Origin of the sequence: Mitsuokella jalaludinii, assembly GCF_928722185.1 — a bacterium.
Classification (GTDB): domain Bacteria; phylum Bacillota; class Negativicutes; order Selenomonadales; family Selenomonadaceae; genus Mitsuokella; species Mitsuokella jalaludinii.
Genome location: NZ_CAKMXA010000001.1, coordinates 1,297,522 through 1,321,066, shown reverse-complemented (window position 1 = coordinate 1,321,066; position 23,545 = coordinate 1,297,522). Strand labels below are relative to the sequence as shown.

The 23,545-nt window shown below is 57.3% G+C and carries 23 protein-coding genes; 18 read left to right on the top strand and 5 right to left on the bottom strand.

Going from position 1 to position 23,545, the window contains the following annotated elements; translation table 11 throughout:
* The 3 genes from narJ to QDI87_RS06250 all read left to right on the top strand — a co-directional run bounded on the left by narJ (position 1) and on the right by QDI87_RS06250 (position 2,676).
* Positions 1–540, top strand: coding sequence for a nitrate reductase molybdenum cofactor assembly chaperone (gene narJ, locus QDI87_RS06260; protein ID WP_244881890.1), 540 nt, complete (start codon positions 1–3; stop codon positions 538–540).
* The gene (narI, locus tag QDI87_RS06255; protein WP_036374266.1) at positions 537–1,202 is read left to right on the top strand and encodes a respiratory nitrate reductase subunit gamma; all 666 of its coding nucleotides are present in this window, start codon (positions 537–539) and stop codon (positions 1,200–1,202) included. Before narJ ends, narI begins: the two co-directional genes overlap by 4 nt.
* 124 nt (positions 1,203–1,326) lie before the next feature.
* Complete coding sequence (locus QDI87_RS06250; protein ID WP_036374262.1) at positions 1,327–2,676, top strand: amino acid permease; 1,350 nt, start codon at positions 1,327–1,329, stop codon at positions 2,674–2,676.
* Between the two features lie 51 nt (positions 2,677–2,727).
* Here QDI87_RS06250 and QDI87_RS06245 read toward each other — a convergent pair whose 3' ends face one another.
* On the bottom strand, positions 2,728–3,594 hold the full coding sequence (locus QDI87_RS06245; protein WP_036374258.1) for a helix-turn-helix transcriptional regulator: 867 nt from the start codon (positions 3,592–3,594) through the stop codon (positions 2,728–2,730).
* Between the two features lie 91 nt (positions 3,595–3,685).
* Entirely contained in the window at positions 3,686–4,387 is a 702-nt protein-coding gene (locus QDI87_RS06240) for a YczE/YyaS/YitT family protein (protein WP_051652136.1), read from the bottom strand.
* A gap of 363 nt (positions 4,388–4,750) precedes the next feature.
* On the opposite strand from QDI87_RS06240, the gene tnpA reads away from it, so the two are divergent.
* On the top strand, positions 4,751–5,215 hold the full coding sequence (gene tnpA, locus QDI87_RS06235) for an IS200/IS605 family transposase (RefSeq protein ID WP_055161056.1): 465 nt from the start codon (positions 4,751–4,753) through the stop codon (positions 5,213–5,215).
* A 146-nt stretch (positions 5,216–5,361) separates the two neighbouring features.
* Here the strand turns inward: tnpA and QDI87_RS06230 are convergent, their stop codons facing one another.
* Complete coding sequence (locus tag QDI87_RS06230; protein ID WP_036374255.1) at positions 5,362–5,682, bottom strand: PTS lactose/cellobiose transporter subunit IIA; 321 nt, start codon at positions 5,680–5,682, stop codon at positions 5,362–5,364.
* Positions 5,683–5,698: 16 nt separating this feature from the next.
* Positions 5,699–6,619, bottom strand: a complete 921-nt coding sequence (locus QDI87_RS06225; RefSeq protein ID WP_036374251.1) for a sugar phosphate isomerase/epimerase family protein — start codon at positions 6,617–6,619, stop codon at positions 5,699–5,701.
* A 459-nt stretch (positions 6,620–7,078) separates the two neighbouring features.
* Between QDI87_RS06225 and QDI87_RS06220 the strand changes: the two genes are divergently transcribed.
* Together QDI87_RS06220 and QDI87_RS06215 are read left to right on the top strand one after the other, a co-directional pair.
* On the top strand, positions 7,079–8,005 hold the full coding sequence (locus QDI87_RS06220) for a TIM barrel protein (protein WP_036374249.1): 927 nt from the start codon (positions 7,079–7,081) through the stop codon (positions 8,003–8,005).
* Positions 8,006–8,125: 120 nt separating this feature from the next.
* Positions 8,126–9,289: a Gfo/Idh/MocA family protein gene (locus tag QDI87_RS06215; RefSeq protein ID WP_036374246.1), complete on the top strand. Its 1,164-nt coding sequence runs from the start codon at positions 8,126–8,128 to the stop codon at positions 9,287–9,289.
* Between the two features lie 62 nt (positions 9,290–9,351).
* Here QDI87_RS06215 and QDI87_RS06210 read toward each other — a convergent pair whose 3' ends face one another.
* Complete coding sequence (locus tag QDI87_RS06210; RefSeq protein ID WP_036374242.1) at positions 9,352–10,197, bottom strand: helix-turn-helix transcriptional regulator; 846 nt, start codon at positions 10,195–10,197, stop codon at positions 9,352–9,354.
* A gap of 269 nt (positions 10,198–10,466) precedes the next feature.
* On the opposite strand from QDI87_RS06210, the gene QDI87_RS06205 reads away from it, so the two are divergent.
* The 12 genes from QDI87_RS06205 to QDI87_RS06150 all read left to right on the top strand — a co-directional run bounded on the left by QDI87_RS06205 (position 10,467) and on the right by QDI87_RS06150 (position 23,473).
* On the top strand, positions 10,467–11,873 hold the full coding sequence (locus QDI87_RS06205) for a sugar porter family MFS transporter (RefSeq protein ID WP_036374240.1): 1,407 nt from the start codon (positions 10,467–10,469) through the stop codon (positions 11,871–11,873).
* 158 nt (positions 11,874–12,031) lie between these two features.
* Positions 12,032–12,937: an AraC family transcriptional regulator gene (locus tag QDI87_RS06200; protein WP_051652135.1), complete on the top strand. Its 906-nt coding sequence runs from the start codon at positions 12,032–12,034 to the stop codon at positions 12,935–12,937.
* Positions 12,938–13,105: 168 nt separating this feature from the next.
* On the top strand, positions 13,106–13,939 hold the full coding sequence (locus QDI87_RS06195) for a sugar phosphate isomerase/epimerase family protein (RefSeq protein ID WP_036374521.1): 834 nt from the start codon (positions 13,106–13,108) through the stop codon (positions 13,937–13,939).
* Positions 13,940–14,005: 66 nt separating this feature from the next.
* The gene (locus tag QDI87_RS06190; protein WP_036374237.1) at positions 14,006–15,016 is read left to right on the top strand and encodes a Gfo/Idh/MocA family protein; all 1,011 of its coding nucleotides are present in this window, start codon (positions 14,006–14,008) and stop codon (positions 15,014–15,016) included.
* Positions 15,017–15,249: 233 nt separating this feature from the next.
* Entirely contained in the window at positions 15,250–15,846 is a 597-nt protein-coding gene (locus QDI87_RS06185; protein ID WP_036374234.1) for an AAA family ATPase, read from the top strand.
* A 346-nt stretch (positions 15,847–16,192) separates the two neighbouring features.
* On the top strand, positions 16,193–17,620 hold the full coding sequence (gene pyk, locus QDI87_RS06180; RefSeq protein ID WP_036374230.1) for a pyruvate kinase: 1,428 nt from the start codon (positions 16,193–16,195) through the stop codon (positions 17,618–17,620).
* Positions 17,621–17,811: 191 nt separating this feature from the next.
* Positions 17,812–18,021, top strand: coding sequence for a hypothetical protein (locus tag QDI87_RS06175; RefSeq protein ID WP_036374228.1), 210 nt, complete (start codon positions 17,812–17,814; stop codon positions 18,019–18,021).
* Between the two features lie 191 nt (positions 18,022–18,212).
* On the top strand, positions 18,213–18,425 hold the full coding sequence (gene secG, locus QDI87_RS06170) for a preprotein translocase subunit SecG (protein WP_005841344.1): 213 nt from the start codon (positions 18,213–18,215) through the stop codon (positions 18,423–18,425).
* A 63-nt stretch (positions 18,426–18,488) separates the two neighbouring features.
* Positions 18,489–19,271 carry an alpha/beta hydrolase gene (locus QDI87_RS06165; RefSeq protein WP_036374224.1) on the top strand — a complete coding sequence of 261 codons (783 nt, stop codon included), beginning with the start codon at positions 18,489–18,491 and terminating at the stop codon, positions 19,269–19,271.
* Between the two features lie 56 nt (positions 19,272–19,327).
* Entirely contained in the window at positions 19,328–22,027 is a 2,700-nt protein-coding gene (rnr, locus tag QDI87_RS06160; RefSeq protein WP_036374222.1) for a ribonuclease R, read from the top strand.
* A 28-nt stretch (positions 22,028–22,055) separates the two neighbouring features.
* Complete coding sequence (smpB, locus tag QDI87_RS06155; RefSeq protein WP_036374220.1) at positions 22,056–22,529, top strand: SsrA-binding protein SmpB; 474 nt, start codon at positions 22,056–22,058, stop codon at positions 22,527–22,529.
* 104 nt (positions 22,530–22,633) lie between these two features.
* Positions 22,634–23,473, top strand: a complete 840-nt coding sequence (locus QDI87_RS06150) for an RsiV family protein (RefSeq protein ID WP_278742529.1) — start codon at positions 22,634–22,636, stop codon at positions 23,471–23,473.
* The last annotated feature ends 72 nt before the right edge of the window (positions 23,474–23,545 follow it).

The window sequence follows — 23,545 nt, the reverse complement described above, 5'->3', positions numbered from 1 at the left end:
ATGGCTGATGCAGCTGAAATGAAGGATTACCAGAAAGTACTGCTGCTCGCAGCCCATCTCTTCGAGTATCCCGATGCTGCCTGGTGGGCAGACCTAGAGGATTGCCGCAAGGCCCAGCGCGAGATCGAGAATGCTCAGGCCTCTTCAGTCTTCGGCGATTTCCTCGATTTCGTCGAAGAGACGGGGGCGAAGGAGTACGAGGACCTCTACGTGCGGTCCTTCGACTTCTCGCAGAACACGAATCTTTATCTGACGACGCAGGAGCGCACGGATTTCGGCAAGCAGTCGCAGGAGATGCACCACTACAAGGAGCTCTTCCTCGCAAACGGCCTCGACATGCCAAACCAGCTGCCGGATTACCTGCCGGCTCTTCTGGAGCTCTCGGCCGCCCTGCCGCCAGAGCAGGCGGGCAAGGTCCTCGGATCTATCCGCCCGCGCGTCGAGCTCCTGCGCACGCGCTTCATCGAAGCAAAGCTGCCGCATGCCTTCTTGCTCGACATCGTCTTGACAGAAACGGCAGGATTGGAGGTTAAGCCATGAATACATTCTTCTACGGCGTCCTGCCGTACATTGCCCTGACGATCTTCGTCGGCGGCACGATCGTCCGCTACACCGTCTTTGAGCGGGGCTGGACGACGAAGTCCAGTGAGTTTCTCGCCAAGAAGAGCCTCAAGTGGGCGAACCCCGTCTTCCACCTCGGCCTCCTGATGGCCTTTGGCGGCCATTTCATCGGCATCCTCGTGCCGAAGTTCGTCACGGAGGCAGCGGGGACGGATGAAGCGACATATCACATGATTTCGCTCGCGGGCGGCATCCCGGCTGCCGTCCTGTTCCTCGGCGGTTTCCTCTGGCTCATGAAGCGCCGCTTCTTCGGCACGAGCCGCATGAAGGTCAACACGAGCTCGATGGACAAGCTGCTCTATCTCGTACTGCTCCTGACCATCCTCTCGGGCACCGCGGGCACACTCTCAAACATCTCGGCCGGCTTTGATTACCGCGAGAGCATCTCGCCGTGGTTCCGCTCCGTGCTCATGCTCTCGCCGGACGTCAGCCTCATGAAGGATGTCCCCGCCATCTTCCAGTTCCACATGTTCATGTGGATGATGACGGCCATCCTCTTCCCGTTCACGCGTCTCGTGCACTGCCTGAGCCTGCCGTTCGAGTACCTCATGCGCAGCAATATCGTCTACCGCCGCAAGTGATTTTTCTTGCAGATGAAAAGCGAAGTCCAGCCGGGCTTCGCTTTTCGCTTTTCTCGGTGTAAACCTGTGCATCTGGCCTGCATGATGGTATAATGAAGGCATATTTTTGTTAGGAGATGAATATATGGAACATGAGAATACAGAGATGAAGCGGGGGCTCAAGAACCGCCATCTGCAGATGATCGCGCTCGGCGGCGCGATTGGCACAGGTCTCTTTTACGGCTCTGCCTCGACCATCGCGCTCGCGGGGCCTGCGGTGATGCTCTCGTACCTGATCGGCGGCATCGTGATTTTCCTGATCATGCGCATGCTCGGCGAGATGGCCGTCGATGAGCCGGTGTCGGGCTCCTTCAGCCACTACGCGACGAAGTACTGGGGACGCTTCCCGGGCTTCCTCTCGGGGTGGAATTATTGGTTTAACTACGTGCTCGTCTCGATGGCAGAGCTCACGGCTGTCGGCATCTACATGAACTTCTGGTTTCCCGACCTGCCGCAGTGGATTTCTTCACTCGTCTGTCTCGTGGCCATCACAGCGCTGAACCTCGTCAATGTCAAGGCATACGGCGAGGCAGAGTTCTGGATGGCACTCATCAAGATCGCGGCCATCGTCAGCATGATCCTCTTGGGTCTCGGCCTGATCTTCACGAACGGCCAGCCGTTCCCCGATAACTTCAGCAATATCTGGGAAAACGGTGGCTTCCTGCCGAACGGCCTCTGGGGGCTCGCGCTCTCGATTGCTGTCGTCATGTTCTCATTCGGCGGCATCGAGCTCATCGGCATCACGGCCGGTGAGGCCGAAGATCCGGACCACACGATCCCGCGTGCCATCAATCAGGTCATCTGGCGCATCCTGATCTTCTATGTCGGCACGATGATCGTTCTCATGGCCCTCTGGCCGTGGAACAAGGTCGGCATGGAGGCGAGTCCGTTCGTCCAGATCTTCAACAACGTCGGCATCCCGGCCGCCGCGCACATCCTGAACTTTGTCGTGCTGACGGCAGCCATCTCAGTCTACAACTCGGCCATCTACAGCAACAGCCGCATGCTCTACGGCTTGGCGGGCACGGGCGAGGCCCCTTCGTTCTTCCGCAAGCTCTCGCCGCGCGGCGTGCCCGTGCGCGGCATTCTCGTCTCGTCGGGCATCACGCTCATCGTCGTCGCGCTCAACTACTTCCTGCAGGGCCATGTCTTCATGTACCTCATGATGATTGCGACGTGCGCCGCTGTCATCAGTTGGGTGGTCATCTGTGTCACACACCTGAAGTTCCGCCGTTACTGCAGCCTGCACCATAAGGAGACGAAATTTCACGCCATCCTCTACCCGTGGGCGAACTATCTCGCACTGATTTTCCTGGCCGGCGTCATCTTCTTCATGGCCCAGATCCCCGACATGCAGCTCGCCGTGCTGTTCCTGCCAATCTGGCTGCTCGTGCTCTGGATCGGCTACTGCCAGTACAAGCGGCATAGGATTTGACCGCTGCAACATGATGTCAAAAAAAGACTGCTTCGCATGAAGCAGTCTTTTTTATTTGGCGCGCGAATCTGCTGGCCTGCCCTGTTGGGCGGCTCGCCAGGCGCGGCGGAATGTGCCTGGCGGCATGCCGATGATCTGGCGGAAGACGCGGCTGAAGTAGTTGGGGTCATCGAAGCCGACGCGCAGGGCAATCTCGGTCAGGGGCAGGTCAGTATCGATGAGCAGGGTCTGGGCTTTGCCGATGCGCCAGCGGCGCAGGTATTGAAGCGGGGCGTAGTTGGTCGTGTGCTTGAACGCATGGGAGATGTAGTCGCGGCTGGCGTGGAAATGCTGGGCAATGTCGCGGATGGAGAGGTCTTCGGCATAATGCTCTTCGATGTACGAGCGGGCGTGTTCAACCAAGAGGTTTTCTGGCTCAGCAGCTTTGACGGCCCGCTTCGAGATCTGTTGCCATACAAGATGGACGATGGTCTGGGCTGCTGCATTTGCTGCGGGATATCCGTGCGGCTTGGCGAGGCTGTGTTCAATGATGTGATAGAGGGTGCGGAGTTCTTCGGCGATGGACTGGCAGGGAATGCAGGGATGGGTGCCGGGCGGAAGCAGCGCATTGGGGCGCGCGCCGGGGCGCTGGAGTCCTGTGACGGCGATGCAGCAGGCATCCGTGAGTGAATCAAGCATCAGACTTTCATCGTGCATGATTTTACTGTCGTAGACGATGATATCGCCGGGCTGCGTATGGCATATCTCGTTGCCGACGATGTGCGTGCCGTTGCCGGAAAGCATGAAGTTGAGTTCAATGCAGTTCTCGTGCTGATGCATCGTGCGGACGCTGCGGTTCCAATGATAGAAGCCGATGAGGCGTGGTTCCTGCTGGAAGGGGGATGCTTCCTGCTGATCGATGTCGATGGAGACGGGCATGTTTTCCTCCTTTCTGGTCTGTCAGAGTCTTGATCTTGCAAAAAAAGCTCCCATGCAAACATGAAAGGGCAAGGGAGCGGAGGGGGCGGGCTTAATAGAGGCCGTTGCGGCGCAGGATGGGGATGTTGATGTGCTTGTTGAAGAAATTGATCAAAGGTCCCATGCCCAGTGCCATGACGACAGTGCCGATGCCCACGAGACTGCCGAGCAGGAAGCCGATGATGACGGCTGTGCTGTCGAGCAGGATGCGCGCATAGCGGAAGGGCAGGCGTCCGTGCGTCATATCGTCGATGATGCAGCTGAAGGCGTCGTATGGTCCCATGCCGAAGTTCAGGCACATGTAGAGCGAGACACCGAAGCAGGAGACGGCCATGCCGCTCAGCAACAGGATGATGCGGGCAGCGAGATCACTGGCCGGGACTGCGAGGACAGGGGCAAAGATGCTGTAGCTGAAGTCGGATACGGACCCCAGCAGGATGAGGTATAAGAATGTGCCGATGCGCAGGTAGCGACGGCCACAGGTCAGCATCGGGATGAGCAGCAGGACGTTGAAGATCGATACGCAGCTGCCGAAGCTCAGCCCTGTCAGCAGGCTGTAGCCGAGGTTCATGCAGGAATATGGATCGTTGCCGAAAAGGCTCAGGCGCAGCAGACTGGTCGAGCAGGCCATGCAGCTGATTGCTGCGGAAAAGAACGCACCACGCTTCAGCAGAGAGGAGGAAAGACCGGTCTGGCTGTTGCTTTTTACCTCGGCAATGAGCTTCTGATAGAGAATGAGCGGGGATGTCATCATGCTACACTCCTTCTGGGTGCACAGAAAAGATTACGTCTCAACGATGACTCTATCATACCTGTTTTTCTGGAGAAATTCCTTCACAATCTAGCAAAATGTGAAACCCGCAAAGCCTTGTCTTATCGTGTTCTTTGAAATGATTCGCTGTAAAAACTGGACATTCCTGCTTTCTGGCGGGGAGGTACAGAAAAAGCGGACAGGATGAATTCCTGTCCGCTTTGTTGTATATAGAAAACCCCTGGTTAGACCAGGGGCTCGATAAAGCTTTAGCGATGAGTCTTTAAAGGATTTAATAAACCTCCCTTGAAGTATGAAGTTGCGGTCCGTCAACTGCAACCAATACGACAAAGGAGGTATATCGTAATGAAAGATCACGATGTACATAGTTTATCACATACAAAATGGGAGTGTAAATATCATATTGTATTTGCCCCTAAATACAGAAGAAAGGTCTTTTATGGTCAGAAGCGGTACGAGATTGGTCAAATCTTAAGGGAACTGTGTCGGTGGAAACAGGTGAACTTGTTAGAAGCCGAGGCCTGTCCTGACCACATCCATATTTTAGTTGAGGTACCGCCAAAGATTAGCGTGTCTAATTTTATGGGCTTTTTGAAGGGGAAGAGCAGTTTGATGATTTACGAGAAATGGGGGAATATGAAGTACAAATATAGAAATCGAAGCTTTTGGTGTCGAGGGTACTATGTAAGTACGGTAGGCAAGAACGAAAAGAAAATAACGGAATACATTCAGAACCAGCTGAAGGAAGATTACATGTCGGAACAGTTGGTACTGGATATGACAGACCCGTTTACGGGTAGCCGGAAATAGTAAGCGTATGACGGACCGACAAGCGCTTTTAAGCGCAGCTGGTAAGCAGAGGCCTTATAAGGCCGTAAATATAAAACCCCCGGCTATGCCGGGGGATATTTATTCTCGGGGGTGAATATGCCGCTGTACTGAGATCTGAGATGGGATTACTTGGCGCGCAGCTGCGTGTAGAGGTTGACGATCTCCACAGCCATCTCTTTCATGGCCATGCCCGTCATGACGTAATCCTGTGCATGAGAGATCAGGACGTTGAACGGACCCTGGAGTTCGCCGCTGGCTTCTTTTTGCAGCAATTCCTCTGTCTGGAGTTTGTGCGCCTTCAGGAGATGCTCGTCGGCATCCTTGAGGCATTCCTCTGCCTCACCGAAGTTCCCGCGGCGGGCCTGCTTGAGTGCTTCTGCGACCTTCGCGCGACCGTCACCGGCCGCCGAGATGATTGCGAATGCCACATCTTCTGTCTTTGCCATTTATAATTCCTCCTTATTACTTCTTCAGCAGTTCATTCTCGATGCGCTCGCGTGCTGCTGGAGCCCACTCGTTCATCTTCTCGGGGAAGCCGAAGATGGAGACGCAGGCGATGTTGTCGCCGCCGACTTTCGGAGCGTCCGGCTTGAGCTGCTTGTTGGCGAAATCCATCTCGCGCAGTGTCTCGAAGATGCCGTCGAAGTCGACATCGCCCATGCCGAGGTTGAGGTGCTGGTGGACACTGACGTCCTCGCGTCCGCGCTGATTCAGAGAAGGCGGGTTGAGGATGTAGCGGCAGTCGAGCGTCTGGTTGAACGTATCGGCGAACAGGACGTGCGTGAGTTCGTCGCCGGCGTACTTGAGCATATGGCGTACATCGCCCTTGCCCTGATCGTAGAAGAAGCCGTGCGGGGAGGAGTAGACGTAGCCGAGGTTCTTGGAGCGGAAGGACTTGACCATGTCGCAGGCCTCATCGTTGAGTTCGCAGAAATCGTACGGATGCGACTGGATCTCGACGCGCAGGCCCTCGCGCTCGATGATCGGCAGCAGCTCTTCCATGGAGCGGAACCACATGCCGTTGCAGATCTCCTGCTGGTTCGGATCGCCGGAGAGCTCCGTGTTGATGACGGGGACACCCATGTTGACGGCAATCTCAATCATCTTTTTCCAGTTGGCGACGGCCATCTTGCGCTGCTCCTCAGTCGGGCCGGACCAGCGGTAGACGCAGATAAAGGATGAGATCTCGACGCCCGTCTCCTTGAGAGCCTTGCGGTATTCCTCTTCACATTCTTTGGAGAAGAGCGGATGCTTGTAGAAGGGATTGATCCGCGGATGCGGGGACTGCTCAATGTATTTGTAACCCCAGTCAGCAACCTGGTGGACGAGGTCATTGATGCTCATCTGTTTGGACAGTACATCAACATCGAATGCGATTTTCATGGTAAACCCTCCAGTTCATCAAACACGATAAAGTAATATGGATGACCCGCACAGCCTCGCGGGAGGTCTGCGCTGTTTTCTTGCTGTGCTTACAAAATACCATGGCTGAAACGAGTTGTCAAGAATGTTCCGACTACACCGTAACGCTAGTAATGGCGCGGTTTTAGCAGGATTGTACAACTATGGGAGGGGAGCGCTCGACAAGGCGGAGTTCTACAGCAGGATTGTGCAAGTTTCACCTTGAAAATTTTTTTGAAAGAAATTTTCGCGTCAAAACAATAGCGATAGATAATAAGAGAGAAGACAAGATTGTGCTATTTTGGCGCTGAGTCGGCAGTTTTTTGCCCACAACAAAGGCAACATGGTGGAATTATTTGGCGGCGTTTCGCCGTATAATGACAGTGCAAGGTCAAACAGACGACCGGGGACACGACAGGGAAAGAAAGGGAGGATTTATCCATGGCAATCCATATCACAGGCGCACCGTGCTGCTGGGGCGTCGACGATGTCAAGAATCCGTATCTGCCACCTTGGCAGAAGGTGCTCTACGAAGCAGGGCAGGCAGGCTACAAGGCCATCGAGCTTGGCCCGTACGGCTATCTGCCGCTCGACATCGACGTCGTGAGCGAAGAGCTCGCGAAGAACAACATCGGCATCGTGGCGGGCACGATCTTCGATGACCTGTTGGATGAAGGAAACTACGAGAACGTCCTTCATCAGGTCGACGATATCTGCGGCATCATCACGAAACTGCCCAAGCTGCCGACGGAGCCGGGGCAGCGTTATCCGGCGCCATATCTGACAGTCATGGACTGGGGCCACGATGAGCGCGACTACAATGCTGGACACAGCGACAGGGCGCCGCGCCTCAGCGATGAAGACTGGAACCGCATGATGAGCCACATCAAGGGCATCGCCGAAAAGGCGGCTTCGTGGGGCGTCCGGGCCGTCGTTCATCCGCATGCTGGCGGTTACATCGAATTTGCCGATGAGATCGACAAGCTCGCACGCGATATCCCGAAGGAAATTGCAGGTCTCTGCCTCGATACGGGCCATCTGCGGTATTCTGGCATGGATCCGGTCACCTGGCTGCGCAAGTACGCAGACCGTCTCGACTACATCCACTTCAAGGATATCGACGAGAAGGTCTACAACGAGGTCCTTTCGGAGCACATCCGCTTCTTCGAGGGCTGCGGCAAGGGTTCGATGTGCCCGATTGGCACGGGCATGCTCGACTATCCTGCCATCTACAAAGTGTTGACCGAAGAGATTCACTACAATGGCTACATCACCGTCGAGCAGGAGCGCGATCCGCGCAACGTCGCGACGAGCCTGCGCGATGTCAAGGCCAGCTGCGACTACCTGCACAGTCTTGGCTTTGAATGAGCCAATCGGATGGATGACGCAGGCCGGCCTGCGCATGATCCTGACAACTATAGATACTGGCCGGCATCATGAATTTTGGGATGGATTTCAAGAGTTTATTCAGACAAAGGAGCGTTTATCATGATCAATGGTGAAAAAGTACTCGATCACCCGATTCGCTGGGCTATGGTCGGCGGCGGCCGCGGCAGCCAGATCGGCTATATCCACAGGAGCGCCGCCCTGCGCGATCGTTCGTTTGAACTCGTGGCAGGCGCTTTCGATATCAATCCGGAGCGCGGCAAGGACTTCGGCATTCAGCTCGGCGTAGCGCCGGAACGCTGCTACCCGGATTACAAGACGATGCTCATGGAAGAGGCAAAGCGCAGCCCTGAGGACCGCATTGAAGCTGTGACGATTGCCGTGCCGAATGGCCTTCATTATGCGGTCTGCAAGGCTGTGCTCGAAGCCGGTTTTCATGCCGTCTGTGAGAAGCCGCTCTGCTTCACGACGGAGCAGGCAGAGGAACTCGTCCATCTGGCTGACAGCAAAGGGCTCGTCGTCGGTGTGACGTACGGCTATTCCGGCCATCAGCTCATCGAGCAGGCCCGCCAGATGGTCCTGCACGGCGACCTCGGCGAGATCCGCCTCATCAAGATGCAGTTCCCGTTCGGTGCCTACAATACGGCAGTCGAAGAGACGAATGCTGCGGCGCGCTGGCGCATGGACCCCGCTAAGGCTGGCCCGTCCTTCGTGCTCGGCGATGTCGGCACGCATCCTCTCTTCCTCGCTGAGACGATGGTTCCTGATTTCGAGATCGAGAGCCTCATGTGCACGACGAAGTCCTTCATCCCGACGCGCAAGCTTGAAGACAACGCGTTTGTCATCATGAACCTCAAGGGCGGCGCGCAGGCGACGTGCTGGGCTTCGGCCATCAACTGCGGCGCCCTGCACGGCCAGAAAGTCCGCATCGTCGGCTCGAAGGCTTCTGTCGAGTGGTACGACGAGCGCCCAAACCAGCTGACGTACGAGATCGAGGGCGAGCCGGTCCGCATCCTCGAGCGCGGCGGCGCTTACCTCTATCCTTCGGCTCGTGCGGAGGACCGCATCAGCGGCGGCCACACGGAAGGCCTCTTCGATGCGTGGTCGAACCTCTACCGCCGCTTTGCCATCGCCATGGAGAAGGCCAATAAAGGTGAGAAGGCTGACTTCTGGTATCCGGATGTCCATGCTGGTGCCGAAGGCGTCAAGTGGGTCGAGAAGTGCGTGGAATCGGCCAAGAAGGGTGCTGTCTGGGTCAAATACTGATAAAAGTGCCATATCCCCAACAAAAAGAACCGCTCATTCGAGCGGTTTTTTTGTGCATGCCCTCATATCTTGCGATATGCCTTGCGGTAGTCGCGCGGAGACATGCCGGTGATCTTGTGGAAGGCCTTGTTGAAATAGCTGGAGCTGTTGTAGCCCGTGCGGATGGCGATCTCCGTGATGGGCAGTGCCGTGTCGATGAGTAGGGTCTGTGCTTCACCGATGCGGCGGCGCGTGATGTACTGGAGCGGCGCATAGCCGTAGGCGGCCTTGAAGGCATGGGCGAGGTGGAAGCTGCTGATGTGGAATTCTCCGGCGAGTGCTGCAAGCGTGATGGTCTCGTCGTACGATGCATCGAGGCGGCTGCGCACGGCGTCCATGAGATTGTGTTCCTCGGGCGGCAGCACGATGCTGCGGCTCGTCACTTCCATGGTCAGGAGCAGCAGGGCACAGAGCAGGTGATTGATGCTCTCTTCGGGGTGGCAGCCCTTGCCCTGTGCGCCGCGGTACATGAGCTCGAGCAGATGGCAGAAGGCGGGAAAGAGCTCCTCGGTCTTCTGGACGGGAAGCACGTCCTGCGCCAAGAACTGCCCGGCGGGCAGCTCAGGCAGTCTCAGATTGCGGATGGCTCCAGAGTAGATGGAGAGATTGCGATTCGCGGGGGAGGACTCATCGTGCACGACGCCCTGACCGATCAGCAGCAGGTCGCCCTTCTGCGTGTAGTAGCGCTGCCCGTCGATGATATGGATGCCGCTGCCCTCTGTGATCAGGATGAATTCCGCGACATCCTCATGGCGGTGCATCGTGCGCGGCATCGAGGTGTACAGCGTCTCTGCGCGGTAGAGCGTCGTGAGCCGGGGCATGGCCTCGCCTGTGAAGACGGGGCGGTACTTTGTCGAGATGAATGCCATGGAACAACCTTCTTTCTGCAATGTCTTTTCTATAGTCTAGCAAGCTTTTGTGTATTTTTGAAGGAGAATCGACTGGCCGCTTGATTCCAGCAGATATCCGTGCAGAATAATACAAAAGGCAATGAAAGATAACGTTTTCTAAGACGAAACGAGACAGAAACAATGAAGTATTTTTCTGATAATTCATTTATAATATGACTTGTCAAGAAAAAGAGCGATGTTCCTGCGAGGTGGGAACGGCTAACATAATTTGAGAGGAGAAATGTAACATGGCGGAATCATCTCATCGCAAATACCTCAAGCGTGTCACAGTCGTCTCGACGTTCGGTGGCTTGCTCTTCGGTTATGACACCGGCGTCATCAACGGCGCCCTTGCCTTCATGGCCCGTCCGGATCAGTTGAACCTGACTCCGGCAGTGGAGGGCTTCGTGGCCAGTGGCCTGCTCTTCGGTGCGGCCATCGGTTCGTTCTTCGGCGGCCGTCTTTCGGATGCTGAGGGACGCCGCAAGATGCTGCTTTGCCTGGCAGTCATCTTCTTCTTCGCAGCCATCGGCTGCTCGCTGTCACCGACGGCTGGCATCCTCATCGCCTGCCGCTTCGTCCTCGGCCTGGCAGTCGGTGGTGCTTCGGTCACGGTACCTGCCTACCTGGCAGAGATGGCACCGGCCGACAGGCGCGGCCGCATGGTCACCCAGAATGAGCTCATGATCGTCACGGGCCAGCTGCTCGCCTTCATCCTCAACGCTATCCTCGGCGTCACGTTCGGCGAGGTCGGCCACATCTGGCGCTACATGCTCGCACTCGCATCCATCCCGGCTGTCGTGCTCTGGTTCGGCATGCTCGTGATGCCGGAGAGCCCGCGCTGGCTGCTGCTGCAGGGCCGTGTCAGCGATGCGATGCAGGTACTCAAGAAGATCCGCGATGAGCGCATGGCCATCGCAGAGCTCAACGAGATCCAGGACAGCATCGATTCGGAGAAGCATCTCGACAAGGCTGGTTACAAAGACCTGGCAACGCCTTGGATCCGCCGCATCGTCTTCATCGGCATGGGCGTCTCCATCTGCCAGCAGATTTCTGGCGTCAACTCCATCATGTATTACGGCACGCAGATCTTGACGCAGGCCGGCTTCTCGACGGAAGCCGCACTGATCGGCAACATCGCCAACGGCACGATCTCCGTTGCTGCCACGATCTTTGGCATGTGGCTCATGACGCGTCACGGCCGTCGTCCGCTCATCATGACGGGCCAGATCGGCACGATGGCCTGCCTCTGCGCGATCGGCGTTCTCTCGAATCTGCTCGCCGGCACCGAGATCCTGCCGTTCGTCGTCCTTTCGCTGACCGTCACCTTCCTGTTCTTCCAGCAGGGTTTCCTTTCCCCGGTCACCTGGCTGCTGCTCTCGGAGCTCTTCCCGCTGCGCATCCGCGGTATGGGCATGGGCTGCGCCGTCCTCTGCCTCTGGCTGACGAACTTCTGCATCGGCTCGGCCTTCCCGTCGCTGCTCTACTCGTTCGGCCTCTCGGCTACGTTCTTCATCTTTGCGGCCATCGGCCTTCTCGGCCTCGCCTTCGTCTACAAGTTCGTGCCGGAGACGCGTGGCCGCACGCTCGAGCAGATCGAGCATGACTTCCGCCATCACGGTGAGAAGAGCGTTCACTGCGAAGAGAAAGCTTGATCGTTCCATCTGAATCCATTGCGTGTACAGCACCCCCCTTTCCCCGCTCCGGCGGCGGGTAGGGGGTGCTTTTTATTGCAGGATATGTCAAGTCGAATCGAGAAATACTATGGTAAGATATAAATAAAGATTAAGATACGTGACAGCAGGTGGGAAAAATGGGTGTCGTTTACTACAAGCAGAATAAGAATATCCTCGAGCCGCATCTCTCGTGGGAGGGCATGCGCCTCGTCTACGTGAGCTTCAACGACAGCAAGGAGACCTTGACCCCGACGGCGGTCCACTGTCATGAGAACAATCTCGAGCTCCAGTATATATGCGGCGGACGCGGCAACATCCGGATCGGACGGCGCCTCTACGAGGTGCAGAAGGGGGATATCCTCGTCTACAATCAGGGAAAATTCCACGATGAGAGCGCGGACCCGCAGGAGGGCCTGTGGTTCTACAACTGCGGCGTGACGGGGATCTCCCTGCCCGGACAGAGCGAAGGCGTGCTCATCGAGCGGGGCATCTCGCCGCGCCTTCATGCGGGCGAGTTGTCGGAGGAGATCGAGTCTCTGTTCCGTCTCCTTTATATAGAAGTGGATCGCAATCTGCCGAAGAATGATGAGATCACGCAGGCAGTCCTGCGCGCACTCGTCGAGATCATCCTCTACCAGCTGCCGCGGGAAAAGCAGCCGCCGTCCAAGGAGAAGGAACGTCTGCTGATTGACTGCAAGGACTACATCGACTGTCATTTCACGGAAGAGCTGACGGTGGAGAAGCTGGCAGAGCGCTCGCATATGAGTGTCTCGGGCTTTGCGCATCAGTTCAAGAAGATCTTCGGATTCCCGCCCATCCAGTACATCATCCGGCGGCGCATCGGCCAGGCACAGACCTTGCTGATCACGACGGACCTCTCCATCACGGAGGTCAGCGTGCGCGTGGGCTACGACAACATCAGCTACTTCAACAATCAGTTCAAGCGCTTTGCAGGAATGTCGCCACAGAGTTACCGCAAATACAAAGTTGGAGAGCGCCAGTTCAAGAACCTCAATAAACTGGTTCCGCACCTCAACAGCTAGTCTTCAGGAGCGTTTTTGCAGAAACGTGCAAGTCATCGGACTTGCACGTTATTTTTTTGGCGAAAGGGAGCAGGAACGAGAAAGTAATATTCTGAAAACAGAGGTATACTAAAACCATCAAGTGAGAGGAAAACATCCTGAAGAATAAAGAAAAGGAGCATGAATGCGATGAAACTCAGCATGAATCAGGCAACCTGCCTGGAAAAATCCAGTCTTGAAAAGGATCTCGAGCTTTGCGAGAAATACGGCTACGACATGATCGAGCCGCGCACGATGGACGGCATCCCGAACTACCTCAAGAACCACACGATCGATGAACTCGCCGCTTGGTTCAAGAGCCACAAGGTAAAGCCGCTGGCCTTCAATACGCTCTGCTTCTTCAACAACCGCACGCCGGAGGATTACCAGAAAGTCCTGCAGGAGTTGCGCCAGATGTGCGAGTGGGGCAAGAAGATTGGCTGCAAGACGATCATCACGGTGCCGACGGTCGACCTCAAGAAGGTCACGCGCCAGGAAATCCACAAGTCGGCTGTCAAGTGCCTCAAGGAGATGGGCGAGATCGCCGCAGAATACGGCATGCGCATCTCGGTCGAGTTCATCGGCCATCCGGCTGCTTCCATCAACACGTTCGGTGAAGCTTGGTCGGTCATCGAGGACGTCGACATGGACAACGTCGGCATCACGCTCGACTGCTTCCACTTCCATGGCATGGGCTCGAAGCTCGAAGACCTCGCCAAGGCAGATGGCAAGAAGATCTTCATCGTTCACCTCAACGATACGGAGGACTTCCCGATCGGCTCGCTGCTCGATGAGGACCGCGTCTGGCCTGGCGATGGCTGCATCGACCTCGACGCTATCTTCCAGACGCTCAAGAAGATCGGCTGGCAGGAAGATGTCGTCTCGCTCGAGCTCTTCCGTCCGGAATACTACAAGATGGACCCGGAAGATGTCTATCGCATCGGCAAGGAGAAGTCCGAAGCGGTCATCAAGCGCAATTTCTGAGCTGTGTCGTTGAGTCACTGAGTCATTCAGAAGTATCATTTTTAAGATATATGAGGAGGAATCATCATGTTACATGTAGGTGTCATTGGTTGCGGTGGTATGGGCAGAAGCCACATTGATCGTCTGACGAATCGCACGCAGGGTGCAGAGGTTGTCGCCGTTGCGGATATGGTGGACGCACTCGTCGAGAAGGGTGCTGCTATCGCCGGCCCGAACTGCAAGAAGTACAAGAGCGAAGCCGACCTCATCAACGATCCGGCCGTCGATGCCGTCTTCATCGTCACGCCGGGCTTTGCCCACAAAGAAGCACTGCTCATGGCCATCAAGGCTGGCAAGCGCATCTTCTGCGAGAAACCGCTTTGCACGACGGCTGAGGATTGCCTCGAAGTCATCGATGCAGAAGTCAAATCCGGCAAACACCTGATCCAGCTCGGCTTCATGCGCCGCTACGACAAGGGCTACAACGAGGTCAAGGCTGCCCTCGATTCCGGTGAGTACGGCTCGCCGCTGCTGCTGCACTGCACGCACCGCAATCCGGAAGTACCGGACAGCTATACGACGGCCATGGCTGTCCATGATACGGCCATCCATGAGATCGATGTAACGCATTGGCTCGTCAACGACGATTTCGTCTCGGCACAGGTCATCATGCCGAAGGTCACGAAGTATGCGCACACGGAACTCGCTGATCCGCAGCTCATGATCCTGCAGACGAAGAGCGGCATTGTCGTCGAGGACGAAGTCTTCGTCAACTGCAAGTTCGGTTATGACATCAACTGCCAGGTCGTCTGCGAAGATGGCGTCATCGAGATGCCGCAGCCGCTCTATCCGACGTACCGCAAGAACGCACAGATCTCGCAGACGATCGATACGGACTGCTTCGTCCGCTTCTACGGCGCCTATGACGAAGAGGTCCAGAACTGGGTCAACGAGGCAGCTGAAGGCGTCATCGGCGGCCCGAACGCTTGGGACGGCTATCTCGCAGCTATCACGGCAGATGCCCTGGTACGCGCTCAGACGAGCGGCAAGGTCGAGACGATCACTCCGGCCAAGGAGAAACCGGCATTCTACGCCTGATTTCCCGACTACTCTTTCCCACTCCTTGAAAATTCATTTCCCCTTTTACTTGTACTGTTGTTCTCTGTTCCAAGAATCGTTTCTTTGGTCCGTCGCCCGTGAGGGCTGGCGGGCCTTTTCTTTTGGACAGAAGTCAGTGGAAATTTTAGTGCGGTTGTAGTATACTGCAAGTGAGAAATCAATGGAAATCCTTATGTTTACTTTTGAATAACGATTTATGGAGGAATTGAAACATGGAAAAACATATGCTGATCACGATTTCGCGCCAGTTCGGCAGCGGCGGCCGTGAGGTCTCGAAAATCCTGGCCAAGAAACTCGGCGTGCGCCGTTACGACAAGAAGATCGTCGAGATGGCTGCCGACAACATCGAGGAGGGCATGGACCCGAAGGAAGCCGTCGAACTTTCGTACAACACGCCGTCGAACTGCCTCGGCAACCTCGGCGATTACGGCTATGAGCGCGTAGCGCGCCATAACCGCATGTACATCGAGCAGGCCAAGGTCATCCTCGGCGTGGCGGAGAAGGAGAGCGCTGTCTTCCTCGGCCGCTGTGCAGATTACATCCTCAAGGACAAGCCGAATTGCTATTCGTTCTTCATCTATGCAGATGATGACTTCCGCGCACAGCGCGCCAAGACGGACTACAATGGGGCGACGCTTGACCAGCTCAACAAGGAAGAGAAACGCCGCAAGCAGTATTATGAGTTCTACACGGGCCAGACCTGGGGTGCTCCAGAGCACTACGACCTCATGATCAACACCTCGAACATGGCGCTCGAGGATGTAGCAGATTTCATCCTCGACTACATCAAGAAGAACCCGAGAGGCTGAGTAGTCTCTTCTCTCAGAACTGCCGCATCCTGCGGCAGTTTTTTGTGTGAGGACGCGCGGGCCAGCTTCGCTTTTCTTTCGGATTGATACGGAAGTCGGCGCAAAGGGCGGCAAACACAAGCAATAAATTTTGATTATGACAGAGACTTTTCAGAATAAATTTATTTTAGGAGTTTTTGAGGGAAATGGTTTTACTTATGCCGTTAAACAGTGTAGAATAAGGATAGACAGGGGCAAGAAAACCCCTTTGAAACAGGCCGAGACATGATGCTGCAGCGGTTCGGTGCGCGGCGGCATCTGTCTGAATAGATAGTAGGGTACTAAAAGAATAGGTGGGGATTATCACATGTTAAAGAAGACGAAAATTATCTGCACGCAGGGTCCTGCTACGGAGAGACCGGGCGTAGTCGATGCACTGATTGCAAACGGCATGAACTGTGCACGCTTTAACTTCTCCCATGGTGACCACGCAGAGCACCTCAACCGCATCAACATGGTGCGCGAGGCTGCCAAGAAGGCCGGCAAGGTCATTTCCCTGATTCTCGATACGAAGGGACCGGAGATGCGCCTCGGCGAGTTCAAGGACGGCAAGGTCATGCTCGAGAAGGGCAATCAGTTCACGCTGACGTATGAGGACATCCCGGGCGATGAGACGCATGTCTCCGTCAACCACAAAGGACTCTACACGGAAGTCAAGCCGGGTGACACGCTGCTCCTCTCTGATGGCCTCGTAGCACTCAAGGTCGATGAGATCCGCGGCAAGGACATCATCACGACGATCCAGAACAGCGGCAAGATGAGCACGAAGAAGCGCGTCGCTGCTCCGGGCGTATCCCTCGGCCTGCCGCCGATCTCGGAGCAGGATGCGAAGGACATCATCTTCGGCTGCGAGCAGGACCTCGATTTCGTCGCTGCTTCCTTTATCCAGCGTCCGGAGGACGTCCTGGCCATCCGCAAGCTCATCGAGGAGCACAATGGCCACATGGAGATCATGCCGAAGATCGAGAACCTCGAAGGCGTCAAGAACTTCGATGCGATTCTCGAAGTCTCCGACGGCATCATGGTCGCTCGCGGTGACCTCGGCGTTGAGGTTCCGGCCGAGGACGTTCCGCTGATCCAGAAAGAGATCATCCGCAAGTGCAACAAGGCTGGCAAGCCGGTCATCGTCGCTACGCAGATGCTCGACTCCATGGAGCGCAACCCGCGCCCGACGCGCGCTGAGGTCTCCGATGTCGGCAACGCTATCCTCGATGGTACGGATGCCATCATGCTCTCCGGCGAGACGGCTTCCGGCGATTACCCGGTCGAGGCTGTTTCCACGATGAACCGCATCGCTTGCCGCATCGAGGAATCCCTCGAGTACAAGAATCTCTTCGTTGAGCGCGGCTTCGAGCACAGCCAGAGCCGCACGCGCGCCGTCGCACATGCTACGGTACAGATGGCTTACGAGCTCGATGTCCCGGCTATCATCACGCCGACCGACAGCGGCTACACGACGAAGATCGTATCCCGTTACCGTCCGAAAGCAGCTATCGTTGCCTACACGCCGCATGAGAAGGTCGTCCGCCAGCTCAACCTCCGTTGGGGCGTATACCCGATCCTCGGCACGCAGTGGAAGGACGTCGACGAGATGATTGCGAACGCTGTTTCCGCAGCTGTCAAGGACGGCTTCGTGAAGCGCGGCGACACGACGATCATCACGTCCGGCATCAAGCTCCAGAGCAAGACGAGCGTCGGCAACAACACGAACATGATCCGCGTCTACAAGATCTGATTGCAGGATAGCGCATATCCTGGTCTATCTCGTTGACCGAGAAGAGGCCACCGGCAGAGCCGGTGGCCTTTTGTGTCCGCTACGGAGAGATAGGCTGTACAGCTTAAAAAAATTCTACAAAACGATTGAGAATACTGTTACAATGTGATACAATAAAGAAAGAATTGGAATAAATAAAAGGAGGAGTATCTATGGGTTGGCTGGATACGATGACGCCGAAGCCAGGTGGCAGTCGCCATTGCAGCGATGATTACATGTACATGGTACATGGCGCGTATGTCGTGGCTGAAGCAGATGACAAGACCGTTTATTTTTCCGCAAAATATTCAAGTAAGTGCTATAATGGCATTCCTCTCTCCCGCCAGAAAAGCGAGAACTCGTCAGAGATGCGGGGCAACTGAACGCTGCGGGGAAGGGAATGAGGCATACGATGCAGTAACGGACGCACAACGACAAGCATGAAGATGGCTGGAACCTCTGTGTAGCAAAGGTTTCAGCCATTTTTATTGCGGAGGGAATGCATTGTATGGTATGATAAAGGAGTAATTTATTCCGCATTTTTAAGGGGGCCAATCTTTTGCTTACCATTTTAATGATACTCGATGCGATTGTCTGCATCATCCTGATTGCATCGATCCTCGGACAGGAAGCCAAATCCGCCGGCATGGGCGGCATGGGCGGCGGTGCGGATACCGTCTTCTCGAGCAAGGCGCGCGGCATGGACGCGTTGCTCGCTCGCGTGACGGTCGTCTTCGCCATTCTGTTTGCGGTCATCACCATCGTGATTGCACGTATGACGAACTGATATGATGATGATCATCCCCTGCTCTCCGGCAGGGGAAATTTTCTTGCATAGGGGGTGCTTGCCATGATCATGGAAGGGGCAGAGCCCTTTTTCCTCCCGGGAGGCAGCACGGGAGTCCTGCTCGTCCATGGCTTTACGGGGCTGCCAGCGGAGCTCTCGATGATGGGGGAGTACTTGCAGCAGCGGGGTTGCACCGTCCTCGGCGTGCGGCTGGCTGGCCACGGTACGACAGTCGAGGACATGAGCCGCATGACGGCGGAGGACTGGCTCGATTCAGTCCGCGACGGCTATGCCATGCTCAGGGGCTCGTGCGAGCGCATCGTCGTGGCTGGTCATTCGATGGGCGGCCTGCTCGCCCTGCTGCTGGCAGCCGAGAAATCTGGCAGGGATACGGGCCTCGCCGGCGTCATCTCGATGGCGGCGCCCATCTACATCGCAGAAGAGCGCGGCATCGCACAGCTGCCGCCGCGCGAGCTCTGCCGCGGCAAGTTCGTCCCCAAGGCGAGACGGCGCCTCAGGGATGTGCCGCCTGCCGTCAACCACACGTACCGCTTCATGCCCCTCGAGGGCGTCTACGAGATGCTCGCGCTCATCGAGCGCACGAAGGCGGCCCTGCCGGGCCTCAAGCTCCCGGCGCTCATCCTGCACAGCCTCAACGACAGGACGGCGGATGCGGAGAGCGCCATCTACATCCGGGAGAATCTGGGCAGCGCGCAGAAGAGGCTCGTCTGGCTCAAATCGTCGGGCCACCTGATACCGCTCGGCGAAGAGAGGGATATCGTATTCTCGGAGTCGGCCGCTTTTATCGGGGCGCTTGCCGGCGGCGGGGCAGAAGCGGATCGATAGAACAGGCAAAGACCTGATGAGAAGAAACGGATAGACAGATTGTTGGAGAAAAGAGTATGGATTTAAAAGAACGAATTTTAGCGTACATGCATGAAGAGGCGTACCGCCCGCTGCCGGCCGAGGAGCTGGCCGACGGGATGCAGCTGACGCCGGAGGACCTCGTACAGTTCGATGCAGCGCTTGAAGAATTGGAAAAAGAGGGCGCGATCATCAAGAATCGCAGCGACCTCTACGGCATCCCGAGCCGCATGCACCTCGTCGTCGGCCGCCTCTCGATGACGGCCAAGGGCTTTGGCTTCATCATCCCGGATGTGCGCGATTCCGAAGAGGAGACGGATGTCTTCGTGCCGGGCGCAGACCTCAATACAGCCATGCACGGCGACCGCGTCGTCGCCCGCGTGACACCAGCTCAGGAGGAAGGGCGCTCGCGCGAGGGCGAGATCATCCGCATCCTCGAGCGCGCGAACGAGAAGATCGTCGGCACCTTCGAGAGCAGCAAGACGTTCGGCTTCGTGACGCCGGACAACACGAAGCTCAGCCAGGATATTTTCGTGCCCAAGAAGGCCTTCCGCGGCGCGAAGACGGGCAGCAAGGTCGTCGTCGAGATCACGAAGTGGCCGGACCGCCGCCGCAATGCGGAGGGCAAGGTCATCGAGGTGCTCGGCAAGGTCGGCGACCCGGGCGTCGACGTTCTTTCGGTCATGCGCCAGTACGACCTCTCGGAGACGTTCCCCGAGGACGTGCAGGAGGCAGCCGATAACGTGGAGCAGGAGCCCTCGCCGGAGGAGTACAGAGGCCGCCGCGACCGCCGCGACCTGCCGATCGTCACGGTCGATGGCGAGGATTCGAAGGACCTCGATGACGGCGTCTTTGCGCGCCGCAATCCGGACGGTTCCTTCTTCCTCGGCGTCTACATCGCCGATGTCAGCTGGTATGTGCGTGAGAATCAGCCGCTCGACCGCGAGGCACGCGAGCGCGGCACGAGTGTCTATCTCGTCGACCGCGTCATCCCGATGCTGCCGAAGGAGCTCAGCAATGGCATCTGCAGCCTCAACGCCGGCGTCGACCGCCTCGCGATGGCCTGTGAGATGCAGATCTCGCCGGAGGGCGAGGTCACGAGCTACGAGATCGTGCCGACTGTCATCCACGTCTACCGCCGTCTGACCTACAACATTGTCAACAAGGTCCTCGTCGACAAGGCAGAGCCGTTCCTCTCGGACAACCAGGACATCCGCGAGATGCTCGAGACGCTTGAAGCACTGCGCCATGTTCTCAAGGCCAAGCGGCATCGCCGCGGCTCCATTGATTTCGATGTGCCGGAGGTCAAGGTCAAGCTCGACGACAAGGGCCATCCCGTCGCGCTCATCAAGCGCGAGGGCTCGCTGGCGGAGTCCATCATCGAGGAGTGCATGCTGATCGCCAATGAGACGGTGGCGCGTCACATGGACACGAAGCAGCAGCCGTTCATGTACCGCGTGCACGAGCAGCCGTCGGATGAGAAGATCGAGCGCCTCAACAGCCTGCTCGGCGCCTTCGGCCTCTTCGTCCACCAGTCGGAGACGGGTGACATCAAGCCGATGGACGTCCAGCAGGTGCTCGAGAAGGTCAAGGGCAAGCCGGAGGAGCGCATCATCAGCACGGTGGCCCTGCGCTCGATGCAGCAGGCGCGCTACAGCGACATGAGCCTCGGCCACTTCGGCTTGGCCGCGCGTTACTACACGCACTTCACCTCGCCGATTCGCCGCTATCCGGATCTCATCGTGCACCGCCTGCTGCGCGAGACGTTCGCGACGGGCAGCATCCCGGCTGAGCGCCAGGCGAAGCTTCGCACGATGCTGCCGGAGATCGCCGATCACGCTTCGGAGCGCGAGCGCATCGCGATCGAAGCGGAGCGCGAGACGACGGACATGAAGAAGATCGAGTACATGGCGCAGTTCGTCGGCGAGGAGTTCACCGGCATCATCAGCGGTGTCACGGCTTTCGGCATCTTTGTCGAGCTCGACAATGGCGTCGAGGGACTCGTCCACGTCTCGACGATGGTCAACGATTACTACGAGTACCGCGAAGAGCAGTTCGCGATGGTCGGCGAGCGCACGAATAAGGCGTACCGCCTCGGCGATGAGGTCGAAGTCCTGCTCGTGCGCGCGAATGTCGAAGAGCGCAATCTCGACTTCGTGCTCAAGGACAACGGCGCCTATGACCCGCTCGCGATGAGGAATGCCGTGCGCGGCGGCCGCAATAAGGGGCCGAAGCCGGCGAAGACCGACAAGGTCGATAAGAACGACAAGAACGGCAAGGCGGACAAGGGCGGCCGCCAGGAGGTCAAGAAGCGTCCGGCACGCCGTCCCGTCGACGACATCATCGCGGATTTGCCAGCAGCAGAGGGCGAGGAGAAGCCGAAGAAGAAGCGCAGCCACGGCAAGAAGAACCGCGGCGCCTCGGGCGAGAAGCTCTCGCGCCCGGACCATGGCCGCGCCCCGCGCGAGAAGCGTGAGAAACGCGAGCGCGATCACGGCAAGGGCAGGGAGCGTTCCGGTAACCGCCAGGAGCGCCGTGACCGCGAGAACGGCCGCGGGGAGCGCGACTACCATCGCGTCACGGTGACGGGCCTCAACAGCGCCGTCTGGCCGGACCCGCCGGGATACCATGAGCGCAAGCTGCGCGAGGAGGCGCGCGCCGAGAAGGCGAAGGCCGCCCCGAAGCACCGCCCGCGCCCGCACCGCAAGACAGAGGGCGGCACGACGTCCAATAAATAAGACCAATGAAACCACTCAGGTGAGATAAATGGGAAGAAAGAATGCAGGTATCAAGACGGTCTGCGAGAACCGCAAGGCACGCCATGATTACTTCATACACGAGACATACGAAGCCGGCATCGCGCTGCAGGGAACAGAAGTGAAGTCCCTGCGCGCAGGCCGCGCCAACCTCAAGGACAGCTATGCGAGCATCCAGGATGGCGAGCTCTTCGTCGAGAATCTCCACATCAGCCCGTACGACCAGGGCAATATCTTCAACCACGATCCCCTGCGCCGCAGGAAGCTCCTGATGCACAAGGCCGAGATCGTGAAGCTCTTCGCCAAGACCCGTGAGAAGGGCTTCACGCTCGTGCCGCTCAAGATCTACTTCAAGCACGGCCGGGCCAAGATGGAGATTGCACTGGCCTCCGGTAAGCACAACTACGACAAGCGCCAGGACCTCCACGAGAAGGCCGCCAAGCGCGAGATCGAGCGCGCGCTCAAGGATCGCCAGCGCTACTGACAAAAAACTCCTGCCGCTCCGCAATGCGGGGCCGGCAGGAGTTTTTTGTCAGTAGCGCGAATTACTCAGTAAGGAAGTATGTATGTTGAGAAGAGGTGATTATCATGAAAGATATGGGGGAAAAACTTGGTCGCACGCTGGCCATCGCCTTGCTTGTCGGTGCGGGCAGCGTGATCTCGGCGGTCAGCGCTGTGCCAGATTGCTTGCAGGCCGCTGAGGCGGCATCGGCAGCGGCCGAGAGGCAGGAGCATATCCAAGAGGTTGCTGGGAATGCTCTCGTGACAGTGCGCCAGCACAATGTGGCACTCAGGGACTATCAGGGCAGGGAGCTCCATACAGGCAAATACCTTGAACTGGCCGCAAAGCCTGGGGCAAGCTATGCGCTGCGCCGGTCGCTAGCGCGCTGGAATGATGCGGAGTGCACGCGCTGGGCAGGCGACGAGAAGATGCTCAGGAATGCCGTGCACTTCACCGAGGAGAACGGCATCCCGATGTATGCGCCGTATTACATGGGCCATGCCATCGCGGGCTGGGGACGCGTCGACGATGCGGTGCTGAGTTTCTGCACGCGCACGGAGTCCTATACGGGCGGCGCGCATCCGAATCACGCCTATCAGAGCTGGAATTTGGATCTCCGGACGGGCGAGCCCATCACGCTTCGCGATATCGTCACGAGCCGAAGGGCCTTCCTGACGGCTGTGGCGGCGGCGTTTCGCGCGCAGTATCCGGGGCGCGAAGATGAGACATTCCGGCGCACGATCGACGCGCAACTTGAGTCCATCTACCCGTACCTCGACTGGGATCAGTCCACGGTCTGGATCATGTTGCCCGGAGGCGGTATCCGCGTCTACTACAGCGCCTACGAGCTCGCACCGTACGCTGCCGGCGACTTCATCCTGACGCTGATGCCCGAGGGAAATCCGGGGCTCTTCAAGGCGCGCTGATATGCGTGCATGAAAAATGAAAAAATCCCATCCATCAGATAGCAGTATCTGATGGATGGGACTTTTTTTACG

Excerpts from the sequence above, each read along its gene's own strand:
- narJ (WP_244881890.1), top strand. The coding sequence starts at position 1 with ATGGCTGATGCAGCTGAAATGAAGGATTACCAGAAAGTACTGCTGCTC.
- narI (WP_036374266.1), top strand. The coding sequence starts at position 537 with ATGAATACATTCTTCTACGGCGTCCTGCCGTACATTGCCCTGACGATC.
- QDI87_RS06250 (WP_036374262.1), top strand. The coding sequence starts at position 1,327 with ATGGAACATGAGAATACAGAGATGAAGCGGGGGCTCAAGAACCGCCAT.
- QDI87_RS06245 (WP_036374258.1), bottom strand. The coding sequence starts at position 3,594 with ATGCCCGTCTCCATCGACATCGATCAGCAGGAAGCATCCCCCTTCCAG.
- QDI87_RS06240 (WP_051652136.1), bottom strand. The coding sequence starts at position 4,387 with ATGATGACATCCCCGCTCATTCTCTATCAGAAGCTCATTGCCGAGGTA.
- tnpA (WP_055161056.1), top strand. The coding sequence starts at position 4,751 with ATGAAAGATCACGATGTACATAGTTTATCACATACAAAATGGGAGTGT.
- QDI87_RS06230 (WP_036374255.1), bottom strand. The coding sequence starts at position 5,682 with ATGGCAAAGACAGAAGATGTGGCATTCGCAATCATCTCGGCGGCCGGT.
- QDI87_RS06225 (WP_036374251.1), bottom strand. The coding sequence starts at position 6,619 with ATGAAAATCGCATTCGATGTTGATGTACTGTCCAAACAGATGAGCATC.
- QDI87_RS06220 (WP_036374249.1), top strand. The coding sequence starts at position 7,079 with ATGGCAATCCATATCACAGGCGCACCGTGCTGCTGGGGCGTCGACGAT.
- QDI87_RS06215 (WP_036374246.1), top strand. The coding sequence starts at position 8,126 with ATGATCAATGGTGAAAAAGTACTCGATCACCCGATTCGCTGGGCTATG.
- QDI87_RS06210 (WP_036374242.1), bottom strand. The coding sequence starts at position 10,197 with ATGGCATTCATCTCGACAAAGTACCGCCCCGTCTTCACAGGCGAGGCC.
- QDI87_RS06205 (WP_036374240.1), top strand. The coding sequence starts at position 10,467 with ATGGCGGAATCATCTCATCGCAAATACCTCAAGCGTGTCACAGTCGTC.
- QDI87_RS06200 (WP_051652135.1), top strand. The coding sequence starts at position 12,032 with ATGGGTGTCGTTTACTACAAGCAGAATAAGAATATCCTCGAGCCGCAT.
- QDI87_RS06195 (WP_036374521.1), top strand. The coding sequence starts at position 13,106 with ATGAAACTCAGCATGAATCAGGCAACCTGCCTGGAAAAATCCAGTCTT.
- QDI87_RS06190 (WP_036374237.1), top strand. The coding sequence starts at position 14,006 with ATGTTACATGTAGGTGTCATTGGTTGCGGTGGTATGGGCAGAAGCCAC.
- QDI87_RS06185 (WP_036374234.1), top strand. The coding sequence starts at position 15,250 with ATGGAAAAACATATGCTGATCACGATTTCGCGCCAGTTCGGCAGCGGC.
- pyk (WP_036374230.1), top strand. The coding sequence starts at position 16,193 with ATGTTAAAGAAGACGAAAATTATCTGCACGCAGGGTCCTGCTACGGAG.
- QDI87_RS06175 (WP_036374228.1), top strand. The coding sequence starts at position 17,812 with ATGGGTTGGCTGGATACGATGACGCCGAAGCCAGGTGGCAGTCGCCAT.
- secG (WP_005841344.1), top strand. The coding sequence starts at position 18,213 with ATGATACTCGATGCGATTGTCTGCATCATCCTGATTGCATCGATCCTC.
- QDI87_RS06165 (WP_036374224.1), top strand. The coding sequence starts at position 18,489 with ATGATCATGGAAGGGGCAGAGCCCTTTTTCCTCCCGGGAGGCAGCACG.
- rnr (WP_036374222.1), top strand. The coding sequence starts at position 19,328 with ATGGATTTAAAAGAACGAATTTTAGCGTACATGCATGAAGAGGCGTAC.
- smpB (WP_036374220.1), top strand. The coding sequence starts at position 22,056 with ATGGGAAGAAAGAATGCAGGTATCAAGACGGTCTGCGAGAACCGCAAG.
- QDI87_RS06150 (WP_278742529.1), top strand. The coding sequence starts at position 22,634 with ATGAAAGATATGGGGGAAAAACTTGGTCGCACGCTGGCCATCGCCTTG.